At 69.4% G+C, this 20,662-nt stretch carries 15 protein-coding genes; 6 read left to right on the top strand and 9 right to left on the bottom strand.

The features are described from left to right. Positions 1–3: 3 nt before the first annotated feature. Positions 4–1,536, bottom strand: a complete 1,533-nt coding sequence (locus tag TU31_RS25980) for a prenyltransferase/squalene oxidase repeat-containing protein (protein WP_052719050.1) — start codon at positions 1,534–1,536, stop codon at positions 4–6. Between the two features lie 275 nt (positions 1,537–1,811). On the opposite strand from TU31_RS25980, the gene TU31_RS37180 reads away from it, so the two are divergent. Next, positions 1,812–3,308 (top strand): DUF4334 domain-containing protein, encoded by a 1,497-nt coding sequence (locus tag TU31_RS37180; RefSeq protein ID WP_245698720.1) that lies wholly within the window; start codon positions 1,812–1,814, stop codon positions 3,306–3,308. A gap of 216 nt (positions 3,309–3,524) precedes the next feature. Here the strand turns inward: TU31_RS37180 and TU31_RS25970 are convergent, their stop codons facing one another. The 4 genes from TU31_RS25970 to TU31_RS25955 all read right to left on the bottom strand — a co-directional run bounded on the left by TU31_RS25970 (position 3,525) and on the right by TU31_RS25955 (position 8,806). Beyond that, positions 3,525–4,748 carry an LmeA family phospholipid-binding protein gene (locus TU31_RS25970; protein ID WP_245698716.1) on the bottom strand — a complete coding sequence of 408 codons (1,224 nt, stop codon included), beginning with the start codon at positions 4,746–4,748 and terminating at the stop codon, positions 3,525–3,527. A gap of 138 nt (positions 4,749–4,886) precedes the next feature. Further along, positions 4,887–6,089: a DUF1266 domain-containing protein gene (locus TU31_RS25965; RefSeq protein WP_245698714.1), complete on the bottom strand. Its 1,203-nt coding sequence runs from the start codon at positions 6,087–6,089 to the stop codon at positions 4,887–4,889. A 212-nt stretch (positions 6,090–6,301) separates the two neighbouring features. Then, the gene (locus tag TU31_RS25960) at positions 6,302–7,117 is read right to left on the bottom strand and encodes an SDR family NAD(P)-dependent oxidoreductase (RefSeq protein WP_042158721.1); all 816 of its coding nucleotides are present in this window, start codon (positions 7,115–7,117) and stop codon (positions 6,302–6,304) included. Positions 7,118–7,813: 696 nt separating this feature from the next. Further along, entirely contained in the window at positions 7,814–8,806 is a 993-nt protein-coding gene (locus tag TU31_RS25955; RefSeq protein WP_370682764.1) for an Acg family FMN-binding oxidoreductase, read from the bottom strand. A gap of 227 nt (positions 8,807–9,033) precedes the next feature. Between TU31_RS25955 and TU31_RS25950 the strand changes: the two genes are divergently transcribed. The 3 genes from TU31_RS25950 to TU31_RS25940 all read left to right on the top strand — a co-directional run bounded on the left by TU31_RS25950 (position 9,034) and on the right by TU31_RS25940 (position 11,788). Continuing rightward, positions 9,034–9,714, top strand: a complete 681-nt coding sequence (locus TU31_RS25950) for a CBS domain-containing protein (RefSeq protein ID WP_042158719.1) — start codon at positions 9,034–9,036, stop codon at positions 9,712–9,714. Continuing rightward, positions 9,711–10,580, top strand: coding sequence for a universal stress protein (locus TU31_RS25945; protein WP_042158716.1), 870 nt, complete (start codon positions 9,711–9,713; stop codon positions 10,578–10,580). Before TU31_RS25950 ends, TU31_RS25945 begins: the two co-directional genes overlap by 4 nt. 158 nt (positions 10,581–10,738) lie before the next feature. Further along, on the top strand, positions 10,739–11,788 hold the full coding sequence (locus tag TU31_RS25940) for a zinc-dependent alcohol dehydrogenase family protein (protein WP_042158963.1): 1,050 nt from the start codon (positions 10,739–10,741) through the stop codon (positions 11,786–11,788). 351 nt (positions 11,789–12,139) lie between these two features. On the opposite strand, the gene TU31_RS25935 is transcribed toward TU31_RS25940, so the two are convergent. Continuing rightward, on the bottom strand, positions 12,140–13,015 hold the full coding sequence (locus TU31_RS25935) for a universal stress protein (RefSeq protein ID WP_107070745.1): 876 nt from the start codon (positions 13,013–13,015) through the stop codon (positions 12,140–12,142). 178 nt (positions 13,016–13,193) lie between these two features. Then, complete coding sequence (locus TU31_RS25930; RefSeq protein ID WP_042158710.1) at positions 13,194–13,655, bottom strand: Crp/Fnr family transcriptional regulator; 462 nt, start codon at positions 13,653–13,655, stop codon at positions 13,194–13,196. Positions 13,656–14,180: 525 nt separating this feature from the next. Here TU31_RS25930 and TU31_RS25925 point away from each other — a divergent pair. Together TU31_RS25925 and TU31_RS25920 are read left to right on the top strand one after the other, a co-directional pair. Beyond that, a complete protein-coding gene (locus TU31_RS25925) occupies positions 14,181–14,426 on the top strand; it encodes a hypothetical protein (protein WP_042158706.1) in 246 nt (81 codons plus the stop codon). 95 nt (positions 14,427–14,521) lie between these two features. Beyond that, the gene (locus TU31_RS25920) at positions 14,522–14,914 is read left to right on the top strand and encodes a hypothetical protein (protein ID WP_158894661.1); all 393 of its coding nucleotides are present in this window, start codon (positions 14,522–14,524) and stop codon (positions 14,912–14,914) included. 172 nt (positions 14,915–15,086) lie between these two features. Here the strand turns inward: TU31_RS25920 and TU31_RS25915 are convergent, their stop codons facing one another. Both TU31_RS25915 and TU31_RS25910 read right to left on the bottom strand, forming a co-directional pair. Continuing rightward, positions 15,087–18,383, bottom strand: a complete 3,297-nt coding sequence (locus tag TU31_RS25915) for a patatin-like protein (RefSeq protein ID WP_052719047.1) — start codon at positions 18,381–18,383, stop codon at positions 15,087–15,089. A 224-nt stretch (positions 18,384–18,607) separates the two neighbouring features. Beyond that, complete coding sequence (locus tag TU31_RS25910; RefSeq protein ID WP_042158702.1) at positions 18,608–20,506, bottom strand: ArnT family glycosyltransferase; 1,899 nt, start codon at positions 20,504–20,506, stop codon at positions 18,608–18,610. Positions 20,507–20,662 lie beyond the last annotated feature (156 nt).

Genomic DNA, 20,662 nt, shown 5'->3' with positions numbered 1-20,662 from the left:
ATGTCAGCCCTCCTCGTGAGCGGAGTCGGTGGCCGCCCCAGCGGTTCGGAGACGGCGCTGCCCGGCAATGAGGCCACCGACGGCAAACGCATGGGTGTGGGTGGGGTAGTGCGTGAGGAGCGGTCGCGGGCCGTACATGAGCGGTACGCCCGGCCAGGTGCCGTCGTCGCGCTGGGTCTCCACAAGGTAGGAGAGCGCCGGCGCCCAGAGTTCCTCGTTGAGCAGGTCGCCGCTTTCCAGGGCCGCGAGCGCCAGTCCGGTTGCGGCGGGAGTGCTGGGGCCGGACCCTTCGACGGGCCAACCACCATCGGGATTACGGGTTTCGGCCAGAGTCCGGGCGGCCGGATGGCCTCCCGCAGGTACTGCCTCGTCGAGGGCGGGAAGGACCTCGGCGGTGGCGTACGGCAGCCCCCGGTACCACCCGGCGTGCCAGCGTCCCTGTTCGCCGAGGCGTTCGGCGAGCCAGCCACGCGCCGCTGCCAGTTGCACGCGATGGCGGCCGGAGTGGCGGTCCAGTGCGGTGACGACATGCGCCACCACGTCGTCCACCGGAGGGTCCCCGGCGTGCTGCCAGGTCCGCCAGAGACCGTCGGCCGTCTGCTGTCGGACCAGGTGGCGTAGCCCGGCCCGGATCGTCGCGCCGGGCGCGCCACTTGCGTCGCCCAGAGCGATCAGGACGGCAGCGGTGGTGTCATTGTCGGACTCGACGCCCGACCGGTACGGCCAGCCGCCGTCCGGGTTCTGTGCCGCGACCAGGAACCCGACGGCGGCCGGCAGTCCGTGGCGGTCGAAGGCCGCCGCGCCGTGGAAGGCGCGCATGGTCAGCGCGGTGTCCCAGACATCGCTGTGCGAAAAGCGCCAGGTCCCGTCGGCGAGTTGGCTGCTGAGAAGGTACTCCGCGGAGCGGCGGGCGGCGGCCGTGCCGGGGGCGGCGGCCTGGAGCGCGAGCGCCGCGAGAGCGGTGGTGACGGGATTGGCGAAGAAGTCGCCCGATGGGGATTGCTGGTCGGCGACCATTCGGGCGGCGTGCCGGGCGGACGTCCGGTCGCCGAAGTGGGTCTCCACCAGTGCGTGCGCAGACCAGAGTTCCACCCGGGTCCAGCGCTTGAGCCGCCCCAGGGCTGCGACCGCGGTGGCCAGCAGGGTGCGCAGTGCGGCGGGACCGGTGCCGCCACTGGTCGCTCGGCCGGTGTACAGAGCGATGGCCTGGAGGAGCCGGGCGCGGGCCGACAGCGTCCGGTCCGCGAAGGAGGGGTGGCTCACGTCGATGGGGCCGCCGGTGTCCAGGGCCAGGGACAGCAGCGCGGTCTCCACGGCGTGGGCCACCGGATGGTGGTTCTGCGGGACTGCACCGTTGGCGAGCCACGCCCTGCCCCGCTCGGCGGCTCGGTCGGCGCCGGGGTGCGGAGAGCGCGCCAGCGCCAGCGTGCAGAGTGCGGTCTCAGTGATGCGAGGGTCGGGGGTGGCCAGCCATGAACCGTTGTCCCGCTGGGTGGAGAGGGTGTGCCGGGTGGCGAGGGCCAGCGCACGGCTCACCCGTGTGGCGAGCGTGGGCGATAGATGCGCGTCCGGCAGGGACGGTAACGCAGGTCCTGTTGACATCTAACCCCTGTCTTCCCGAGTTCCGCTTCCGCTTCGTAGGCGTGCTTCACCGGCGTGACTCACTGGAGTGGACGACGGCCCGACGCGCTGCCGGCCCACCGGGTGGGCGGGCGAGGCGACGCGGCTGCGGCGTGTGCACCGGCCCGGGTGCGTGCCGAAAAGCAACGGAGCGCCGGAACACGCATGAGCACGGGACGTAGCCTGACGGTGTGGACTCTTCGCGACCGCACAGCCACCCTCCCCGGGAGATCGTCTCCATAGCGGACACATGCTCCGCCGCATTGCAGAGCATGCCGCGACTGGAGATCTGGCTCAAAGAGCGCGGGCTGCCCGTGGACACCGCACTGGTTCCCCTGATGTGTCTTCAGACTGCGTTCTTCACCCCTTGGCTGCCGCCGGAGACCTGCTACCAGATGTCCCGGCTCACGGTCTGGCTGATGGCGGTCGACAATGTCCTGGACGCACCGGATGCAGCGGACGCACCGGATACAGCGGACTCCGCGGGCCCGGATGAGACCCCGACCCGCGTCCGGGCCTGGCACCGGGTCCTCGCGGGGCACGGCAGCGACGGCGGCAGCGACAGCGACGATCCCATGGCGCGCGCTCTGGCGGAGATCGCCCGGGGTCTGCACCGCGACGGCCGGCCCGAACTCCTCGCCGTCTGGCGGAAAAGCATGCATCAGACGCTCATCGGCATGCAGTACGAACGCGAGACGGCCCGGACAGCGGCGGCTGGTGGCGGCGTGCCCCGGCTGGCGGACTATCTTCGGCACGGCGCCTGGACCATCGGCGTCGAACAACAGGTCACCGCCCTGTGGGCCCTCATGGACGAGCCAGGTCTGCCCCGGCGCCTTCCCGTGCTGCTCGGCGCGCTGCGCGAGGCCGCGACCGCCATCCGTCTGCTCAACGACCTGCGCGGCCACCAACGGGAACAGACCGAAGGGAAGACCGACGCACTCGCCATCGGCCTGACCGAGCAGGAGACGTACCAGCGCGCCGAGGCAGGGCTCGAAAACTGCCGGCGGGCACTGGCTCCGCTCACCGCGGCCGGGTACGGTTCCGCGGTGGCACTGGAGCGGGTGGCGCTCTGGCATGCGCGGATGTACCACCGTTTCGACCCCGTACGACCCGGCCGGGCCACCACCTCATCCCTGCCGGGCGGACCGGGCAGCGCCGCGCAGGCCCGCCACACACCGTTCGTCCCCCAATCAAGGGAGGCCCCGGACATGAGCATCGAGCAGGAAGTCCTGGACGTCATCGCGTCCGGAGGGCAGTGCGACAACGCGAAGCTGGCAGAGCTCTTCGACCGGCTCGAACCGGTCGACACCGATCTCCTCCTCGGCACCTGGCAGGGTGGCGGGTTCGAGCACACCAGCGAGAACGCCGCGCTGCTGACGAAGATGCGGTGGTACGGCAAGCGGTTCGTCGACGCCGATCACGTGGAGCCGCTGCTGTGCCGCGACGAGGACGGGACGGTCTTCTCGTACGAGGAGATGGGCCTCGCAACGTTGCGCGAGGTCATCTACCGCGGCAAGCAGTCCACCGCGATGGTCTACGACCAGCTGCCCATCATCGACCATTTCCGCCGGCTCACCGACAACGTCCTGTTGTGTGTGATGGACAAGAAGGAAACCCCCACGGACTTCTATTTCCACCTCACCCGCGTACCCGCGTCGCTGCCCCAGCCATCCGGCGACGGCAGATAGCGAGCCTATGACCAGGGTTGGGCGAGGGCACTGATTGTCGCGTTGCCCTCGCCATCGACCGGACGGTCCGCACCCGCGGTGGGTGCGATCACGCTAGCCGACAGCCCCCTGATCCTCCGGTCGCTGATGATCGCTGCACGAGACGCGTTCCCCACCACACGACCATGGCCGACGATCAGGAACTCGACGCCTTACCGCCAACCATGCACGAGCCCGCTAGCCCACCGGTACGTCCTTGCCGGTCAGATGCGCCCGAATACCGTTCTTGGTCACGGAGATGTCGCGCAGCCGGATGTCGCCCGGCAGGTTGTCCGGCAGCTGAGCGGAGAACTCCATCTTCTGCGCGACCTTCGGCTCCCGGAGCTTCTGTAGGCCCTGGATGAGCGAGGGATCGATGCCGGTGGGCTTGAGCAGCGAAGGATGGTCCACGAGTGTGTCCAGCACACCGCCCTTCATCATCTGCTGCGGAAGGACGCGCTTCCCGGTCGCCTGTTGCAGCTCGCCCTTGTCCATCTTGTCGGCGACGGGTGCAGTCAGCTGCAAGCCACCGCCCTTGCCCGGTACGTACGTGAGCAGGCCGGGCACCACCACGCGCGTGTCTCGCACGGTCATGCGCAGGCCACGGTCCCCGGTGCGCTGCAACTGTGCGCGCCCCCGGATCTGGGCCTGCTTGTCGCCCACCGGCACGTCGCCGCCGGCCAGCACTGTGTTCTTCTCAGGGCCGGGCATCAAGTGGATCTGTGACGCGCCGACTTCGCGGTTCAGGTCCTTGAAATCCAGCAGGATGTCACCGCGCACCCGGCTCAGCACCGCACCCTTGACCGAGGACGGCAGGCTGCCGACGATCCGGATGTCGTCCACCGTCCCCTTCACCTGAGCGACGGAGACCGGCCCGGCGTCGACATCGGGGACGTCGACCTCGACATGGTCGATGTTGCCCGCGAGCACCTCCCCGATCAACGGGAAGCTGTCGATGTGCACCTCGGGCTCGGCGCGCAGCTTCAGCGCCTTCTGCACCTGCTGCGCCGCCAGGTTCTCCGCGTAGAGCACGGCCCACCGGTCCCCGAGCGCAAGAAACGCAAGAACGACGGCCAGCGCGACGACCACCTTCGCAGTTCTCCGCACGATCCGCCGCGGCTTGCGCGCGGCCCGCGGGTGCTTCTTCTGGTCGCCGGTGACCGTGTTGTCAGTGCCTGCGTCGGCTGCGGTTGCGGCAGCAGCTGAGTCAGCGGCGGTGGCGCTGCCGGTGCCGGTGCCTGTAACGGAGTCGGGGCCGGCGGTGTTGCCCTGGGGCGACGAGGCGTCCGGCTCTTCGCCGCCCTGGGCCGACGGCACATCCGGGCCCCGGTTGTTCGAGACCGGGCCGTCCTGGGGAGCACGGCTCGCGGGTACCCGCGCCTTGGAGTCTGCGGAAGATTCGTTGGAGAGCATCGCCACCATGCGACCACAGCCCAGGCACTCGAACCAAGTGGTGCACAGTCTTCGAGATACCTACGCAGCGGGCGCCGAAGTCGGAGTCGGCGCCGTGCCCGAGCGCCGCGTGGATCGAGGGGGTTGCGGGGGGTGGCCCTACACGTGTCAGGCCCAGGAGATGGCCCGCCAGGGGCTTTCGGCGCGGGTGGCCAGCACTTGATGGGCGTGGAGCATCTGCGTGTACCAGTGCCCGAATTGCTCGTCGTCGAAGTGCAGGCAGCGCCCGAGGATGTAGCCGGCCGCGAATTCCTCCCAGGAGTTGTAGGTCATCTTGCTCAGACGTGAGACGTGCAATACGGCTTGTTCAGCCTCCGGGATATCCGTGAAGCGGGCGCCGACTCCCCAGCGGGCCATGCAGGAAGCCCGTCCGTAGTCCCACGCCAGCGCGGACCGCACGCGACCGTTGGCGGTAAGGATGCCGTCCGCGCGAAAACGGCCTTCGTAGCGCGTGATACGGCCGATCAGTTGCTTCACCCCGGCGACCTCGGCGTCGGAGACGGTACCGCCTCTTTCGGCAGCACTGTGGAGCAACGCCTTTTCAGCCGTCTCCCGCCACAGTGCCGGATCGACCTGGCCCCCGAACTGCTGGGACAGGGAGCTGCGAACCTCCAGTACGAACTCCCACGGGCCTCTGACACCCCTGCCTTTGAGGAGGCCGTCCAGTGCACCTTGCCAGCTGCTTCGGTCGGTCACTCCCCACCACTGTTCCAGACTTTTGCGCTCCAGGAAGTAGCCGTTGCCATGGGTGCCCATGGCGTTCCACAGGGCACCGTTGGCGACGTTCATCAGCGCCCCGCACCCAAGCCCGTGGGCGACGGGTCCCTGGAGCGGGGCGCCCACCCACAGGGTTCGCAGAGTGCCACGCTGCACGTCCGACCCCTTCCCCCGGTCCGCATGTGCCTTCCACAACCCCGGATTGGGCGGGAAGTACGCCTCACACGGAGTGCCCGGGTTGACTGCCAGCCACCGTTCATCGTTGCCCCACGATTCGGCGAAGTCGCCCAGGGAGATGAGGCCGAACACCGGATCGGGCGCGGGGGCCGGCAGGACGCCTTCGGTCAGGACGACTTCGCACCACCGGCCGACGACCGGGCTCCAATAGGACATCGGTGGACCCGTGTCAGGCCCGTCGGCCTCCCACCGGGACATCGAGATGAAGAGGTCGCAGTCGGCGAGCACATCGAAGTATCCAACCCAGTCACCGCGCGCCTTTGCCTCGTAAAGCTTTCGCTCGTTCTCGGTCGGCGCTTGCCAGGCCGCTGAAGGCTGCGGCTGGACCACGGCCGCTAATGGGTTCCACATCGCCATGGACATGAACCTTACAAAGCGCGCAGGAGCGATAACGCAGCGGGACAGCGTCGGAATGCGGACAAGGCTCCTCTGGTCGCGCGCCCGGCCGCGCCCTGCTTCTCAACAGCGGCACGGCCTTCCGCCCCATGTCAGCCCCATGTCGGCAGGGAGCACGCGTTCCGTGACCGGATGCGCAGCCGGACAGGTCACCAGGCCTGTCCGATAGTCCGTTACAGGCGCGGGGTGCGCGCCTCGATCCGGTAGTCGAAGGCGGCACCGCCGACGCCGACCGTGGTCACTCCGCCGTCGACGGTGAGGACGGCCCCGTTGACGTAGGACGCGGCCGGCGACAGCAACCAGTCGATCGCCTCGGCGACCTCCTCCGGATCGCCCGGCCGTCCGGCGGGAGTCAGCCGGTTCGCCTCCTCGTATGCCGCCTCGGCACCGCCCGCGAGCCCCGCCTCCGCCGCGAACCGCGCCATCCGCTGGTCGGCCATCTCCGTACGCACCCAGCCCGGGCACACCGCGTTGGCCCGCAGCCCCTGCGGCCCGTAGTCCACGGCGAGGGAGCGGCAGAGGTGGAGGAAACCCGCCTTGGACGTCGCATAGGCGGCGTTGCCGACGCTGTTGCGGAGCGCGGCGACCGAGGCGACCCCGACCACCGCGCCACGGGCCGCCAGCAGATGCGGCAGCGCGGCACGCAGCAGCAGGAACGGGCCGGTGAGGTTGGTCCGTAGCAGCTCTTCCCAGTCCTCGACCGCGGTGTCGCCGACCGCGCCACCCCGCCCGATTCCGGCGTTGAGCACCACACCGTCGAGTCTCCCGTACGCCGTCACCGTCGTCTCCACGAGCTCGCGCACGGCCTCGGGGTCGGCGGCGTCGGAAGGGTGGGCCAGCGCTCCGGTCTCCTCGGCCACCCGGCGCAGTGGCTCGGGCCGCCGCCCGGAGATCACGACTTGGTGCCCGGCCGTGCGCAGCAGCCGGGCGGTGGCGGCCCCGATTCCCGTTCCCCCGCCCGTCACCAGGACAACACGCTGTTCCGACATGGTCGTTCGCCTCCGAAGGTGGTCAGCTTCCGGTTCCCCGCGCCGCGAGCATACGGAGCGCCGGCACCGCCGGGCCGACCGGGTGCCGCTCCCGTCGGCACCGCGGCCGGTTGCGGGGCGAGGAAGGACCGCGGGCGAAGGGCAGCGGCGAGCAAAGCGGCGATGAATCGATGGAGCGGTGTGACGGCGGAGGCTTGCGGCGTCACCGGCCGGCCACGGCCGCAGATCCGACCACGGAGGACCTCCCAGAGCTACCGCAAGTGACCGCCGTAAGTACGGGTACTCATGCGCGCGTCGTAGGCACCGCTTACTTTCACGAGATGACTACGGATTCGCGAGACTCGTCCGCTTCTGGCAAACGTGGCTTGTGTTGCTGCCTGACGTTCGCTGTCCTGCCGCTCGTCTGGTTAATGGCCGCTCCACTGCTGCCGGAGCAGGCGCGTTGGTTCCCCTTTTGGGTGGGGGCCATGATGTGGAGCGGAGCAGATGGCCGAGGCGGCATCAGCCAGCTGTTCGGCTAGCGGACGAGGTACTGGTAGTGGGGTCCTTCCGCTCAGGCGGCAGGCGCAGGCGCAGGCAAGCCGGAGATTGCGGCGGGGTCAGGTGTGGAGCGGGACCGCCCCGGCGGCGGACGGGAGATCGCTGTCGTGTGACCCGGAGCATGGCAATCGACGTGCTGAACCCGTCCGGCAAGCATCACGGTTTGATCGTCAACACCTGATCCACCGAGCGTCGCGGGGTCCTGGGGCCCATTGGGCCGTACCCCAGGCGCAGGATCATGTGCACATAACCGGTGCCGGACTGCGGGTCGCGCAGGATCCATCGCAGATCCGGCCATTCGACGGGCTGCGTCGCGAAGGAGCTGGCGAGCCCTTGGAGGGTGGCCAGGAGCAGGACCCGCTCCAACGCCTGACCGGCGCGTAGCCAGTCGGCCGGGGTGTCGCCCACGGTGCTGAGCGCTGCCAGTTGGGGGCGTTCCTCGAAGTCGGCGTAGGCGCGGTCGGGCACGGTGCCCCGGCCGGCGAAGTCCCTGAGAGGGGCCGAGCCGGTGCGCTTGCGGGGTCCGAAGGCGTAGTCCGGGATGCCGTCGTCGACCGCTGGTTCGGCCGCGGTGTCGTGGGTCCAGCGGCGCTGTTCGGCATCGCGGCCGTCGTCCATCCGGTTGTAGCCCTCGGCATGCATGATCAGGTCGAGCACGGTCTCGCGGTGCGGGGTGGTGAGGAAGCTCAGCTGTGCCCCTTCTCGGGCCGCGGTCTCGGCGAGAGTGGCGCGGATGTTCTCCGGGATCTGGCGTTCCGTGAAGGGGGAGCGACTGGTGTGGCGGTTGCGGAGGGCGGGATGGAGGCCGGGGAGGGACTCGTCCATGTGCTCATGAGGGTCGTCCAGCCGCACGGCGGCCAGGCACGCCGGGGCGTGCGGGTCGGGGAGGAGGGTCGTTGAGGTGCGATGCCCGGCGTGAGATGCGGCCACTCGCAGGTTCAGCAGCGCGGCGCCGCAGCCCAGGTGCAGGGCTCGGGTCGTGGGGTCGGCGTGCGGCATCGCGCGCTCTAGGTCGGCGGAGAGGGTGAACGTACGGCTGCCGCGGGCGTAGCTGAAGTGCCAGGGCTGGGCGTTGTGCATGGACGGCGCCATGACGGCGTCGGCGACGAGGGTCTTCACCAGCGTGTCGTCGAGGGTCTGGGTGAACACCGGGGCCTCCAGGACGGGGCGGACGGTGGATCGGTGGGCTCCTTCAGCCTTGCGGGGCCGATCTGGTCGTGTCAGGGGCCATAGGTCCCTTGCCTCAGGCCACTCGGGCCTTTCGGGCCTGCCGGCGGGCCGATGGGGCCGAGTGGCTCATGCCGGGACGGCCCCTGCTCCGGCCACGCTGAAGAAGTGGAGCGATGCGTGGTCCGCCACGGTGAAGGGAGCCGGAGATGGAGCACCGCACGATAGGTGAGCTCATGACGAGGCAGGTCGTGAGCGTTGAGCTCGATACGCCGTTCAAGGACATCGCGCAGATCCTCGCGGACAACGCGGTGAGTGCCGTGCCGGTACTCGACAGCCTCGGCAGGCCGGCTGGGATCGTCTCCGAGGCCGACCTGCTGCGGAAGGCGGCTGACCAGCCCGATCTCTCCGGCAGGACACCATTGCCCCACCTTGAGGCGTGGGAGCGGGCCCGGGCCGAGGGGCGCACCGCCGGCGAGCTCATGTCCGCTCCGGCCGTCTGCGCTCATCCGGAATGGACCGTGGTGGAGGCGGCACGGCTGATGGAGGCACAGAACGTGAAGCGTCTGCCCGTGGTCGATGAGACGGACGTGCTGTTGGGCATCGTCAGCCGCAGCGATCTGCTGCGCGTCTTCCTCCGCCAGGACAAGGCGATCCAGGAGGAGATCTCTCGGGAGATCATCGGGCGCACTGCCCGTCTCGGCGCGGCAGGCGTGGCCGCCGACGTCGTCCAGGGGAAGGTGGCACTGCACGGCTCCGTGGACGATCCTCTCCTGACCCCCGTTCTTGTCCGCATGTGCGCCGGCGTCGACGGCGTCGTCTCGGTCTCCGAAGACCTGAAGCCGGCCATCGTCGCCGGCTCGGCCGAAGGGAGCGCAGCACGCTCATGAAGGACCTCATCACGGTCGGTCTGGACGGCACCCTCCAGTCCCTGTCCGCCGCGCTGTGGGCGGCGCGGGAGGCGGAGTTGCGCAAGGCGCGGCTGCGGCTTCTGCACGCCTGGATCCTGCTCGGCCGGGAGCCAACCGGCGCGCCGCCCACGGAAGCGGAAGAGGACCACTGGCCGCACCGGATCACCGAGGAGGCTCAGGCAGCGGTGGCATCGTCCCACCCGGACCTTCCGGTGGACGTGAGCTTGGTCCGCGGAGACCCGTTGGACGCCCTGGCCAAGGCGGCTGAACAGTCGGACCTGCTGGTTCTCGGCTCGCGAGGCCTGGGCGCCGCCGCACGCTTCACCCTGGGAGAGATCGGTCTGGAGCTGGTGACCCGCACCGCCATCCCGACGATTCTTGTCCGTGCCCAGCCGGACACCCCGCCCAGTATCGGAAGCGGCAATGTAACGGTCGGCGTCAGTCTGCACGCCGCCTGCGACGGCCTGCTGGCCTTCGCCTTCGAAACCGCCTCCCGGCGGGCCGTCGCGCTGCGCGCCGTGCACGGCAGACATCTGTCTGCGTACGCCTACAACCGCGGCGGCGGAGTGGACCGGACTGCTGCCGAGGAATCGGCTCAGATCGCACGAGACGAGTTGGCTGCGGCATTGCGCCCGTGGAGGGCGAAGTTTCCGGACGTGCACGTCGACGAGCAGGTGATATTGGAGAGTCCGGCGCCGGCACTTCTGCACGGCACCGCGAACGCGGAATTGCTGATGGTCGGCCGTCGGCACCGCGGCCGCCTGTTGCCCCCTCGCATCGGCCACGTCGTACAGGCAGCCGTGCACCACGCCCCGTGTCCGGTAGCGATCGTCCCTCACGACTGATCCCATGGCACAGCACGCCCCGTGGGGAGGCACCGTGGAGTGTTGTTGGGGCCGATGCACCCCGCGTCGGGGCCGACCGGCCCATGTGCCGCCTACGCACTCAGCCCGAGGCTGGCCATGAAGGCAACTCACCTTCCTCGTGCAGGGAGATGCGCATCATGAAGGCACTCGTCTATCACGGGCCCGGACAGTCCTCCTGGGACCAGGTCCCGGATCCTGGCATCAAGGACGCCGCCGACGCCGTCGTCCGCGTCGACGCCGTCACGATCTGCGGCACGGACCTGCACATCCTCAAAGGCGATGTGCCCGACGTGGCAACGGGCACGGTGCTGGGGCACGAGGCCGTCGGCGAGGTCGTGGAGGTCGGCGGTGACGTACGGACCGTCCGGCCGGGCGACCGGGTGCTGGTCTCGTGCATCTGCGCCTGCGGCCGCTGCCGCTTCTGCAAGGAAGCGCGGTACGGCCAGTGCCTGGGAGGCGGCGGCTGGGTGCTCGGGCACCTGATCGACGGGGCCCAGGCCGAATACGTACGCGTTCCCTTCGCCGACCTGTCCGTCCATCCCCTGCCGCATTCCGTGGCGAGCAACGACGCGGTCATGCTGGCCGACATCTTCCCCACGGCTTATGAGGTGGGGGTCTTGAACGGGGCCGTCCGGCCGGGCGACACCGTCGCCGTGATCGGTGCGGGGCCCATCGGGCTGGCTGCCATCATCACGGCGCGGCTCCTCTCCCCCGCCCGGATCATCGCCGTCGACCTGGCCGAGCCCCGTCTACAGGCGGCTCGTCAGCTCGGAGCGGACGCAATCGTCAAGGCCTCGGAGGGCCCCGAAGACCTGATTTCGGACCTCACCGACGGGTTCGGTGCCGATGTCGCCATCGAGGCGGTAGGGGTGCCGGAGAGCTTCGAGCTGTGCACCCGCGTCGTACGCCCTGGCGGACACATCGCCAACATCGGCGTCCATGGAAAGCCGGCAACGCTGCACCTCGAAGATCTGTGGATCAAGGACGTGACCATCACCACCGGGCTCGTGGACACCTGCACGACCCCGGTGCTGCTGCGGATGGCGTCAGCGGGACGGCTCGACCTGTCGTCGCTGGTTACCCACACGTTCCCCCTTGAGCATATGGAAGAGGCCTACGACGTCTTCTCCACCCCGGCCGACAGCGGCGCGCTCAAGGTCGTCCTGAACGGGCCCGCCGCCCCATGACCGCAGCCGCAACCCCTGGGCGAGCCACGACCGCCGCTGACACCGTCCCGCCGTCTGGAGGAGCATGCGCACACCTGCCCTTGGGTGGGCGACGGCCGTCACCAATGGATCGCCATCCACCCGACGCGGATCACCGGCCGGCGCATTCGCGTCATGGGCTCGCATGCACCAAGGGCAACCACCTCATGAGGACGAGGAGTTGAGGACTGACGCCGGTCGGACGCGCGAGTTTTCATAGTCCGTCATCCCGTCATCCCGTCACCGACCGGAGTGGCCGCACTGGCCTGCGCCGCAAGCCCGCGTACGGTCAGGTCCCGGCCCGTGACGACCCCTTGGACCGTCTGACTGCGTTCACGCCGGCTGAGGCACGACCGCTACGGGGCACTCCGCGTGGTGCAGAGCGGTGTGCGCCACACGCCCCAGTTGGAGCCCCAGATGGCTGTCACGGCGGTGTGCTCCGATCACCAGCAGATCCGCGGCGGCGGAGCGCTGCAGCAGCACCTTGTGGGCCGGGCCCTCAACCGTGACGCGCCGTACCCGCACCGTCGGAAACTCACCGGCCGTCTCCTCCAGCGCCTCGTCCAGCACGGCCGATGCCCGGCCCTCGTGGTAGCGCTCCGGATCCCCGGGCAGCAGCGGGTGGTCGGTGCTCTCGTGCGCGGGACAGCGCCAGGCGCGGACGGCATCGAGGGCGCAGCCACGGGCTGCTGCTTCCTGGAAGGCGAATCGGACGGCTTCCGAGCCTTTGGCCGAGTCGCCGACGCCAAGCAGGACGCGCTCATGCGTCCCTGCGAGCCCCGCCTTGTCTCCGCGTACGACGATCACGGGGCAATGGGCCCGGCCTGCGACTGCCAGTCCGACCGATCCCAGCAACAGGCCGGTGAACGCGCCGCGACCGCGCGAGCCGACGATCACCGCGGACACATGGTCGGATTCACGCAGCAACACGGACTCCGGGTCGTCCCCCAGGACCTGTGTGGAGACATTGACGTCCGCGTTGCGCAGGTTGGCGCGTTCGACCGCGGCCCCGACGATGTTGTCGGCGAGTACTTCCCCGGCAGGACGCTTCAGGCTCAGCCCGAGCGCCGTGTCCTCGTAACGCTCCCACCGGGAGGCATACACCAGACGCAGCGGCAGTGCGTGGCGGGCAGCCTCGTCCACGGCCCAGTCGAGCGCCAGGAAACTCGCATCCGATCCGTCGACGCCGACGACCAGGGGGCGCACCATCGTCCCCACCGCCTTCCCAGATCAGCGAAGAAGTGCCCGCTACGTCATCGTTGCAGCGTCAGCCGTCGGGGAGCAGGGCCGGATGGAGTGGGACGGGTGGGTCGCTCGGCTCTCCTTGCAGCAGCCGTCGAAGCACTCCGTGTCCCGGGCATGTACGGAGAGCGTCGCCTGGCTGCCTTCACGAGGGTGCCGGCATGCTGCTTGCTCCGGGCCCGCACATATCGGCGAGACGAAGCCGTGTGGCCTGAAGACGGCGTGCGACCACACCGAGGACGCTACGGGTCACTGCGAGGCCGAGGTCCGGGTCCGCCTCACAGAGTGCACGTACCGCCGTCGCATCGAATTCGTACGCCCGGAGGGGGGTGAATGCCTCCGCTCCCATACGCCAGGTATACGGCGGCACCACCCATGACCAGCCCACCAGGTCACCGTGGCCCAGCATGTCGACAACCACCGACCGCCCGCCCGCTACCTGGATGTCGAGATTCACCGAACCGGTGCGGATGATCCAGAACCGGTCGGCGGACCCGTGTTCCTCGAAGAGCCGCGTACCTGCCGGAAACGACACCTCCTGGGCGAACTGCATCAGGCGTTCGCGCCCGTCGGCGGGAAGAACACTGAGAAGTGGCGTGGTGGTCATGGCGGTTTCTCCCGGATCTCGCCGACGACGTGCGGCCACCGGCCTTGCACCAGCCGGTCACCACCAGAGTGCACACGCGGACGGTGACCGGTGCAGGGGCTGTTCGGCGCGGTGTGGGGGCCGAAGGGCCCCAGAGCAGGGGGCTCACTCGACGCTCCGTTCTCCGAGTGGCAATGAGTGCGCCAGCCGGGTGATCGTCGCCGCGTGCCCCGGTGCAGAAACCCTCCGGTTCGAGCGCGACAGAAACACTGGCGAGCGGTCTGACGACGGGAGGGCCGGTCTGCCCCTGAACTCACCACCCACTTCTGGACCACCCACCTCTGGACCTCAATCCTCCGGCGACGACCTCAGCATCGTCGTTCGCCAGGAGCTACCTGGTGGTGCGCCGATCGCACCGCCGGCGTTGATCACGTACTCGGTCGGTGCCGGCCCGCCGGACCCGAAGGATCCGCGCAAGCCGCCGGTCATCCTCAAGCAGTAGCCGATCCCCCGGGCCGCTCTCACCTTCTGCCGTGAAGGAGTGTCATGAAGACCAACAGCAAGAATGAGTTCAAGTTCGTCGTCACCGGCGTGGACCTCACTGAGGAGCAGCAGGAACAGGTCAGCCGGGCGATCGCCCAGGCCGGCGCGCTGGCGCTGGGCGGCCTCGTGCCGCGCGATGCCGTGGGGGTGCGCCTGGACCCGAGGATCCGCTGGTACGGCAGGCCGATTGACGGCGTGATCGAGGAGCTCCAGGAGTTCGCCTTCTCGGAGGCTGGGATCGACCGATGAGTCACGGTGGGGCGGGCGGGGCGGGGCCTTGCTCCGGCTCACCGCGAGCCTGTCCGAGTGCCTCGTGTACGCCTGGTGTCTCCCTGCTCGGTGTGATGACTGATGCCGGGCGACTGGCCTATCTCCCTGTGCCGGTGTCCGTCGACCAGAAGTTCGCCGACCGGCTGGAAGCATCCGGCAGACCGGAGAGCCGTTACCGGTTCACCGGGCCGTGTGCTGAGGGCGGCTGCCCTCAGTGGACAGGCAGCGCCTGTGACGTCATCGACCATCTTCTGGACGAACCGGACGAGGCCGAGCGAGCCCGCCTCCGGCTGGCGACGGCGGACGAGGACCGATCGCTCCCGACCTGCGGTATCCGCCGTGACTGCCGCTGGTTCTCGCAGCGGGGTGCGGCAGCATGCGCGGCCTGTCCGGCGGTCGTGGCGGATGTCGGTGGTACAGCGACGTACCGATCCATCCACAACCGAGGCGCTGCCACCTCGCTGTGATCCACAGAGAGCCGGGCCCAGTGAGTTCCTGTGGGCCCGGCTCCGTGTGGTGAGTCATTCGGATGCCCGATGCTCCGGACATGTGACGTGGCCGTCTGGCGCGGTGAACTTGCTGTTCAGGCCACCGCTCCCGTGCGGTGTCTGCCGGCGCGGTGCCTGACGAGGGACTTCGTCATCGTTCCGTCCGCCGTCGCCGGACGATCTTCGCCAGTTTGCCGATCGCACCGCTGATCAGCACGCTCAGCACGACCAGCCCGGCGAAGATGATCAGGGGATGCCATGGAGACTCCTGTAGCCAGGGGAGCACATTCCTTCCGACCCAGCCGACGTCGGCCTTGGGCTCGGCGCCGCAGCAAGGGGGCTCCTCGGCCTTCTTCCCGAACAGCCATTGCCTTTTGACTGTCGCACCGATCACGATCAGGGCGACCAGTATCAGGGTCAGGAAGGCCGGTAGCAGCCGTCTGCTCAGGCCCCAGGCGGCCAGAGCGATGAGCAAGGATCCGATGGCCAGGAGTACCACCGCGGTGAGACCCAGGAGGGCGCCGCCCCCGTTCATCGCCCAGATCGCCAAGGCCATGAAGACCAGCCCGAGGACCGTCAGCACCCGGGGCGAGCCGCTGGTGAGGCCGGCCGCCCGGTAGGACATCATCGTGACGGTGCGGGCGGACGAGAAGAAGGGTTTGACCGACGCCGGTGGCTCCTTGAATCCGGTGAGGGCGCCGGTCGCCGTGGCCAGGGCCTTGGTGACCGTGCGTGTGAAGAGTGGTTGGCCCAGCTCCTTGGCGAGTGTTTCGTCCGGGACCGGGCAGGTGGCGAGGGTCGCGGCCACCGCCTGCGCGTTCACGGGCTCTACTGCCGCACCGGGCTCGCGCGCGGAGTCGATCAGCTTCCGCTGCTGCCGGCTCCAGTTGCGGCTCACGGCGGCCGAGGTGGCTGCCTGAGCCGCCGCCAGCGCTCTGTCCAGGCTCCCGGCCTCATCGAGCACCTTTCTGGCCCATGGGTCGTGCCGGGTGGCGGGCGTACTGAGCATCTGCTGTGCCACGACCGGCAGTTCATTCGCGGCGATCCACTCCTGCCAGCGCAGTGCCACCCACAGGGAGGTCAACGGGAGGCCGGCCGGTACGGGCTGGGCAGGGTCGTCGAGATACTTCAGCTCATCCCGGACCCTGTCGGCGGTGAGCAGGATCGCGGGCTCGCCCGACCTCTGCACCGGCCAGCCCGCCGGCTCCATGCCATCGAGCACGTTCAGGCGCAGTTCCTCGTAGAACCAGAGGCTCCGTTCCCCTTGCGGGGCGGGTGACTTTTCGGCGAGCTGTTGGACACGCCGAGGATCGAGCAGCATGTGGACGAGCCAGCCGGCGCCGTCCAGTCGGCCCCAGGTCCAGTCGTTCGCCCGCCACGAGGGCTTGTAGAAGGCCCCGAAGTGATGCAGCTGCATTCCGTTGAGCTTGGCGGCCGCCGTGACCCGATTCGGGGCGAGAATACTGCGGGTGTCCGCGCTCACCTGGATGAGCTCGACAGGCTGCTCCACCTCCACGTCGACGGGCAGCACGGAACGCGTAGCGACGTGCAGGTCGAGCAGATAGGTCGGGACGGCTCCGAGGTCTTCGCGGAGGAATTGCAGGTAGCACCTGAGCTCCCGCGAGGCGCTCCGCTGTCGCTCCACTGCCGTCTTCCGTCCGAAGGGACGCTCCGTGGCCGGCGGCGCGCCGTCGTCGTCGCCGATGAGCAAGCGCAGGTCGCCCACGATCGCCGCCAGCTTTTCCCAGCCGTCCTGGAGCGATCCCTCGGAGGGATTGGCAGGTGCCCTCAGCTGTGCTTCGTACTTTTGGGCAACGGTCTTGGCCACCTCGGGGAGAGCGGGCCAGCCGGTCCCCTCAAGAGCCCTCAGCGTCTCGTCGACGAGAGCGTCTGTGTCCGGCCGCGCCTTGGTGACGAAGGCTTCGTGTGTCCGGCGGGTCAGTGCCGACAGTTGGGTCCAGGCGTCCGGCCTGCTGATGTACGCCGCTTGCAGCATCGCCAGGACCGTGGCCTTGGCACCGTCGAATGCGGGTCGCCCGAACTTGGCCAGCCGGGCGCTGTCTCCCGGCCGGGGATGGATCCACTCGGCGGAGACCGCCGCCGCGGCCGCGTCCCGGCAGACCTGCTCCGCGCTGAGCCCCGGTTCGAGCGCCTTGAGCCAGGCCTTCGGCATCCGTTCCTTCGGCATCGTCGTCACGGCCCGCATGAGTGAAGCGATGACAGGCCGGACGAGCCAGACGGCCTCGCGTGCGCGGTAGTCGGTCAGCATCTCCTTGGTGAGCAGGCGGCCGATGGAGCGGCACCGTACGCCGATCTCCGTCATCCGCAGCCGGGTGTCACGGATCGAATCGACCCGCTCGTTGTGGCGGCGCAGGGCTGTCAGGTCCGCCTGAATGCTCTGGCCGAGGACGCCGCCGAGGTCCTTGAGCAGCGCCTCACCCAAGGTCCAGGGGGCGTCGAAGGATTCCTTCTCCTGAGGCGCTTCGCGCGGGTCGGGTGTTTCGCCGGGGGACGGGACGACGTACAGGAGCACCCGTCTGACCTGGCGTTCGGCCGGGCGGTCGAAGATGGATTGCAGCAGTGGGCCGATCGGGCGGTTCGCGAGCAGGCCGCCGTCGGCCACCCAGTGATCACGGGTGATGTTCACGAACTTCCCCATCGCGGGGTGCCTGGGGACTTTGGCGCCGGAAGCGGGGATCTCTTTCTCGTACGGAACGAACGCGGGCTCGAAGGCGCCGGGATAGGAGGCACTGCAACGCGCCGCGAGGGCCACCAGGTCGTTGCGGTCGGGGCCCGTGAGCTGTTCCTCGTCGAATACGAACAGACCTCGCCGGTCCACGTCCTGGACCAGGGTCCCCAGACTGTCGGTGAACCGGCTCGTCTCCCCCGTGAGCAGGGTGGTGGTGATGAAGAGCTTGGTCTTCCGTGCGCTTCCGTCGGGCAGGGCGGGCGCCTGGAAGTGCCGATCCGCCGCCTTCAGCTGCCCGATCCCCGCCAGCAGGTCCTTGAACAGCACGCCGTCGCCCTGAAGCAGCGAGGGCGGCTTGGACTCCTTCGGGTCCCGCAGCAGGGTCTCGAAGGAGCCGGATGTCAGCCAGAAGTCGCGCAGGTCACCCAGGTCGAGCGAGTTCGCCCGTGCCAGCCCGAGCAGTGCCCCGTTGATTCCTCCTGCGCTCGTTCCGGACAGCATGTCGATGCTGACCGTGACGTCGAGCAGATTGAGGAGGCGGACATAGAGGTCTCTCACCCTGCCGTCGCATCGCGTCGGCACTCCGAGCTCGGATTCGAACGGGTGGTCGGTCGCCGGGTACCGCCGCCAGGCCGCCTGCTGGAGCAGATTCAGCTCGCGGGCGACACCGCCCATCCAGATCGCGAGGCTCACGCCTCCCGTCATCGCGGTGGCGATACGGATCTCCTGCGTGTCCGCACCGACCTGCTTCACATCCATGCCCTCGCTCCTCCAGCCCGGACCGCTCGTGTCCAGCCCGGCCAGAGTCGCTCAGCGTGCCGCACCCGGCACGCCATCGCACGGCATTCGGCCTAGGTGTGCTGCCCCGGAGCGTTGTTCACGCGGCTGATGGGTGGCTGGCCTGCGAGTGCGGTGTGGCTGCGGTGGTGGTTGTAGGTGTGGAGGAACAGGCGGCGAACTAGTGGGCGCCGGGTCATCGCAGGTCAGTTGGCTCGTCGAGCGCAGTCGTAGAGGGTAAAGCTGCCCTCCGAGGTTCGACCGTAGGCGCTTGGGGAGATGGGGGTGCAGTTCCTCTTCACCCAGGACGATGCCGGTGTGGGCGGGCGGCGCGTGGTCAGCAGGGCGTAGCGCAGTTGGTGGGTGGAGACCAGGTCACTGAGGTGTCGTGTGGCCGGATAGGGGGTCAGGCCGGTGAAGCCGCCCATGACCAGTATGGGTTGGGAGGTGGCGCGCAGCAGCGGCTCGGCACCGTAGGCGGCTTGGGTGGCGAGCAGGTACTTCTCCCCGGAACGGTGCGCGGAAAGGTAGTTCAGCAGTGCGGTGTCACGCGCGGACGGCTGGCTCAAGGGGTACCGCCGGAACGTGACCCGATGGTGGGGCCGGTCGCGGTAGTCGGGTCCCACCGGTCCGGCCAGCGGCGACAGCGTTGAGCCGGCGTACCGCGGGTTCAAGCAGGAGGTGGCCCAGACCGCCGGGGCGAGCAGTATGGACGCCACGGAGGCTGCCAGGGCACTGTGCACCGCCCGTCGCGTGGTGCGTGGTCCGCGGGTGCACAGGCCGACGGTCCCGCACAGAGCGAGCATCAGCACCATCGGCAGCAGCCAGGGCGCGAATTCGATGTGCCGGCCTTGGATTGCCACGGCCCACAGCGCCGTGAGCCCGATGGCGAGGGGCAGCGCCGCTCGACGTCGGCCACCGGCGCGGTACTCGGCCCAGAAGAGGGCGACTCCGCCACCGGTCAGCGCGGCGAGGGCCGGGGCCAGTACGGCGGTGTAGTAGCCGTGGTTGCCGTTGGAGTTACTGAAGACCACGACGTGAACCGCCAGCCAGCCGCCCCAGAGCAGGAAGCCCGTCCGCGGCCCGTCGGTGCGCGGCTGTCCGGCGCGCCACCACACTCCCAGCGCCAAGGCCAGTACGGCGAGCGGCAGGAGCCAGGCGATCTGCGGGCCCACGCTCTGGTTGACCAGCATGGTCCACCCCGTGTTCTCGGTGGTGCGGCTTGCCGCGGTGCCGGCGACGGCGCCCAGCGCGTTCGGGTCGTGGCCGAAGCGGCTCAGCCCGTTGTAGCCGAAGACCAGGGTGAAGGGGTTGTTGTTGGTGGTCGCGTCGATGTAGGGACGGTCCGGTGCGGGGGTCGCCCACACCAGCAGCAGCCAGGAACAGGAGACGACGAGTGCGGTTGCCCCGGCGAGGAGCAGCCGCCAGGCCCGGTTCCACCGGGAGCCGGGCGCTGCCATCTGGTACACGGCGGCGAAGACCGGCAGGACGAGCCACGCCTGGAGCATCTTGGCCTGGAAGGCCAGCCCCACCCATGTCCCGCAGAGGAGCAGCGGCAGCAGCCTCCCGGTGGAGACGGCCTTCTGCAACGATCCCGCGGCGAGGACCAGCAGCAGGACGAGCAGGGTGTCGGGGATCGTGTGCCGGTCGAGTACGACGGTGACCGGGGTGAGCGTGAGTACCAGCGCGGCGAGCAGCCCTGCCCGTGGGCCGGCCCAGGCACGGACGATCCGGTGCAGCGCCCAGACGGCCAGTACGCCTTCCAGTACCTGCGGCAGTACCGCCGCCCAGTTGTACGGTCCGAAGAGCTTGACGGAAAGGGCCTGCGGCCACAGCGCACCGGGGATCTTGTCCACGGTGATCGAGCCGCTCGGGTCGAGCCCGCCGAAGACGAAGGCGTGCCAGTTCGCCGCCATCGACCGCGCGGCCGCGCTGTAGTACGGCTGTACCCCGGACCGGTCGATGCCCCAGGCGTAGAGCACCGTGGCAAGGGCCAGGATCAGCAGAAGCGCGGGCAACTCCCAGCCCGCGGTGAGATGTTGACGGAACCCGGTGGTGCGCCGACGGCGGTCGACGGAGTTCCGGGCGAGGGCGGTCGTAGCCATGGCGGGGTCTCTCATGGGACGTCGGGCTGGGGAACGGGATCGTTCGTAGGCTTCACAGGCGGCGGTCCCTGCGTCACCTCGGGCGTGGAAGCCGTCGCCGTAGGGCGTCGCGCGGCCGGGCGCTCGCCCTTGGTGGCCGGCGGCGCGGGGTGGGGA

The sequence above is a fragment of the Streptomyces lydicamycinicus genome, from assembly GCF_000829715.2.
GTDB lineage: Bacteria > Actinomycetota > Actinomycetes > Streptomycetales > Streptomycetaceae > Streptomyces > Streptomyces lydicamycinicus.
Note: the sequence above shows the minus strand (reverse complement) of the source record. Positions and strands in the feature narration are given on the sequence as shown.

What these genes read in the sequence shown, in the direction of transcription:
- TU31_RS25970 (WP_245698716.1), bottom strand. Translation starts at nt 4,748, where the DNA reads ATGGTGGCGATGCTCTCCAACGAATCTTCCGCAGACTCCAAGGCGCGG.
- TU31_RS25965 (WP_245698714.1), bottom strand. Translation starts at nt 6,089, where the DNA reads ATGGCGATGTGGAACCCATTAGCGGCCGTGGTCCAGCCGCAGCCTTCA.
- TU31_RS25960 (WP_042158721.1), bottom strand. Translation starts at nt 7,117, where the DNA reads ATGTCGGAACAGCGTGTTGTCCTGGTGACGGGCGGGGGAACGGGAATC.
- TU31_RS25950 (WP_042158719.1), top strand. Translation starts at nt 9,034, where the DNA reads ATGGAGCACCGCACGATAGGTGAGCTCATGACGAGGCAGGTCGTGAGC.
- TU31_RS25945 (WP_042158716.1), top strand. Translation starts at nt 9,711, where the DNA reads ATGAAGGACCTCATCACGGTCGGTCTGGACGGCACCCTCCAGTCCCTG.
- TU31_RS25940 (WP_042158963.1), top strand. Translation starts at nt 10,739, where the DNA reads ATGAAGGCACTCGTCTATCACGGGCCCGGACAGTCCTCCTGGGACCAG.
- TU31_RS25935 (WP_107070745.1), bottom strand. Translation starts at nt 13,015, where the DNA reads ATGGTGCGCCCCCTGGTCGTCGGCGTCGACGGATCGGATGCGAGTTTC.
- TU31_RS25930 (WP_042158710.1), bottom strand. Translation starts at nt 13,655, where the DNA reads ATGACCACCACGCCACTTCTCAGTGTTCTTCCCGCCGACGGGCGCGAA.
- TU31_RS25925 (WP_042158706.1), top strand. Translation starts at nt 14,181, where the DNA reads ATGAAGACCAACAGCAAGAATGAGTTCAAGTTCGTCGTCACCGGCGTG.
- TU31_RS25920 (WP_158894661.1), top strand. Translation starts at nt 14,522, where the DNA reads ATGACTGATGCCGGGCGACTGGCCTATCTCCCTGTGCCGGTGTCCGTC.
- TU31_RS25915 (WP_052719047.1), bottom strand. Translation starts at nt 18,383, where the DNA reads ATGGATGTGAAGCAGGTCGGTGCGGACACGCAGGAGATCCGTATCGCC.
- TU31_RS25910 (WP_042158702.1), bottom strand. Translation starts at nt 20,506, where the DNA reads ATGGCTACGACCGCCCTCGCCCGGAACTCCGTCGACCGCCGTCGGCGC.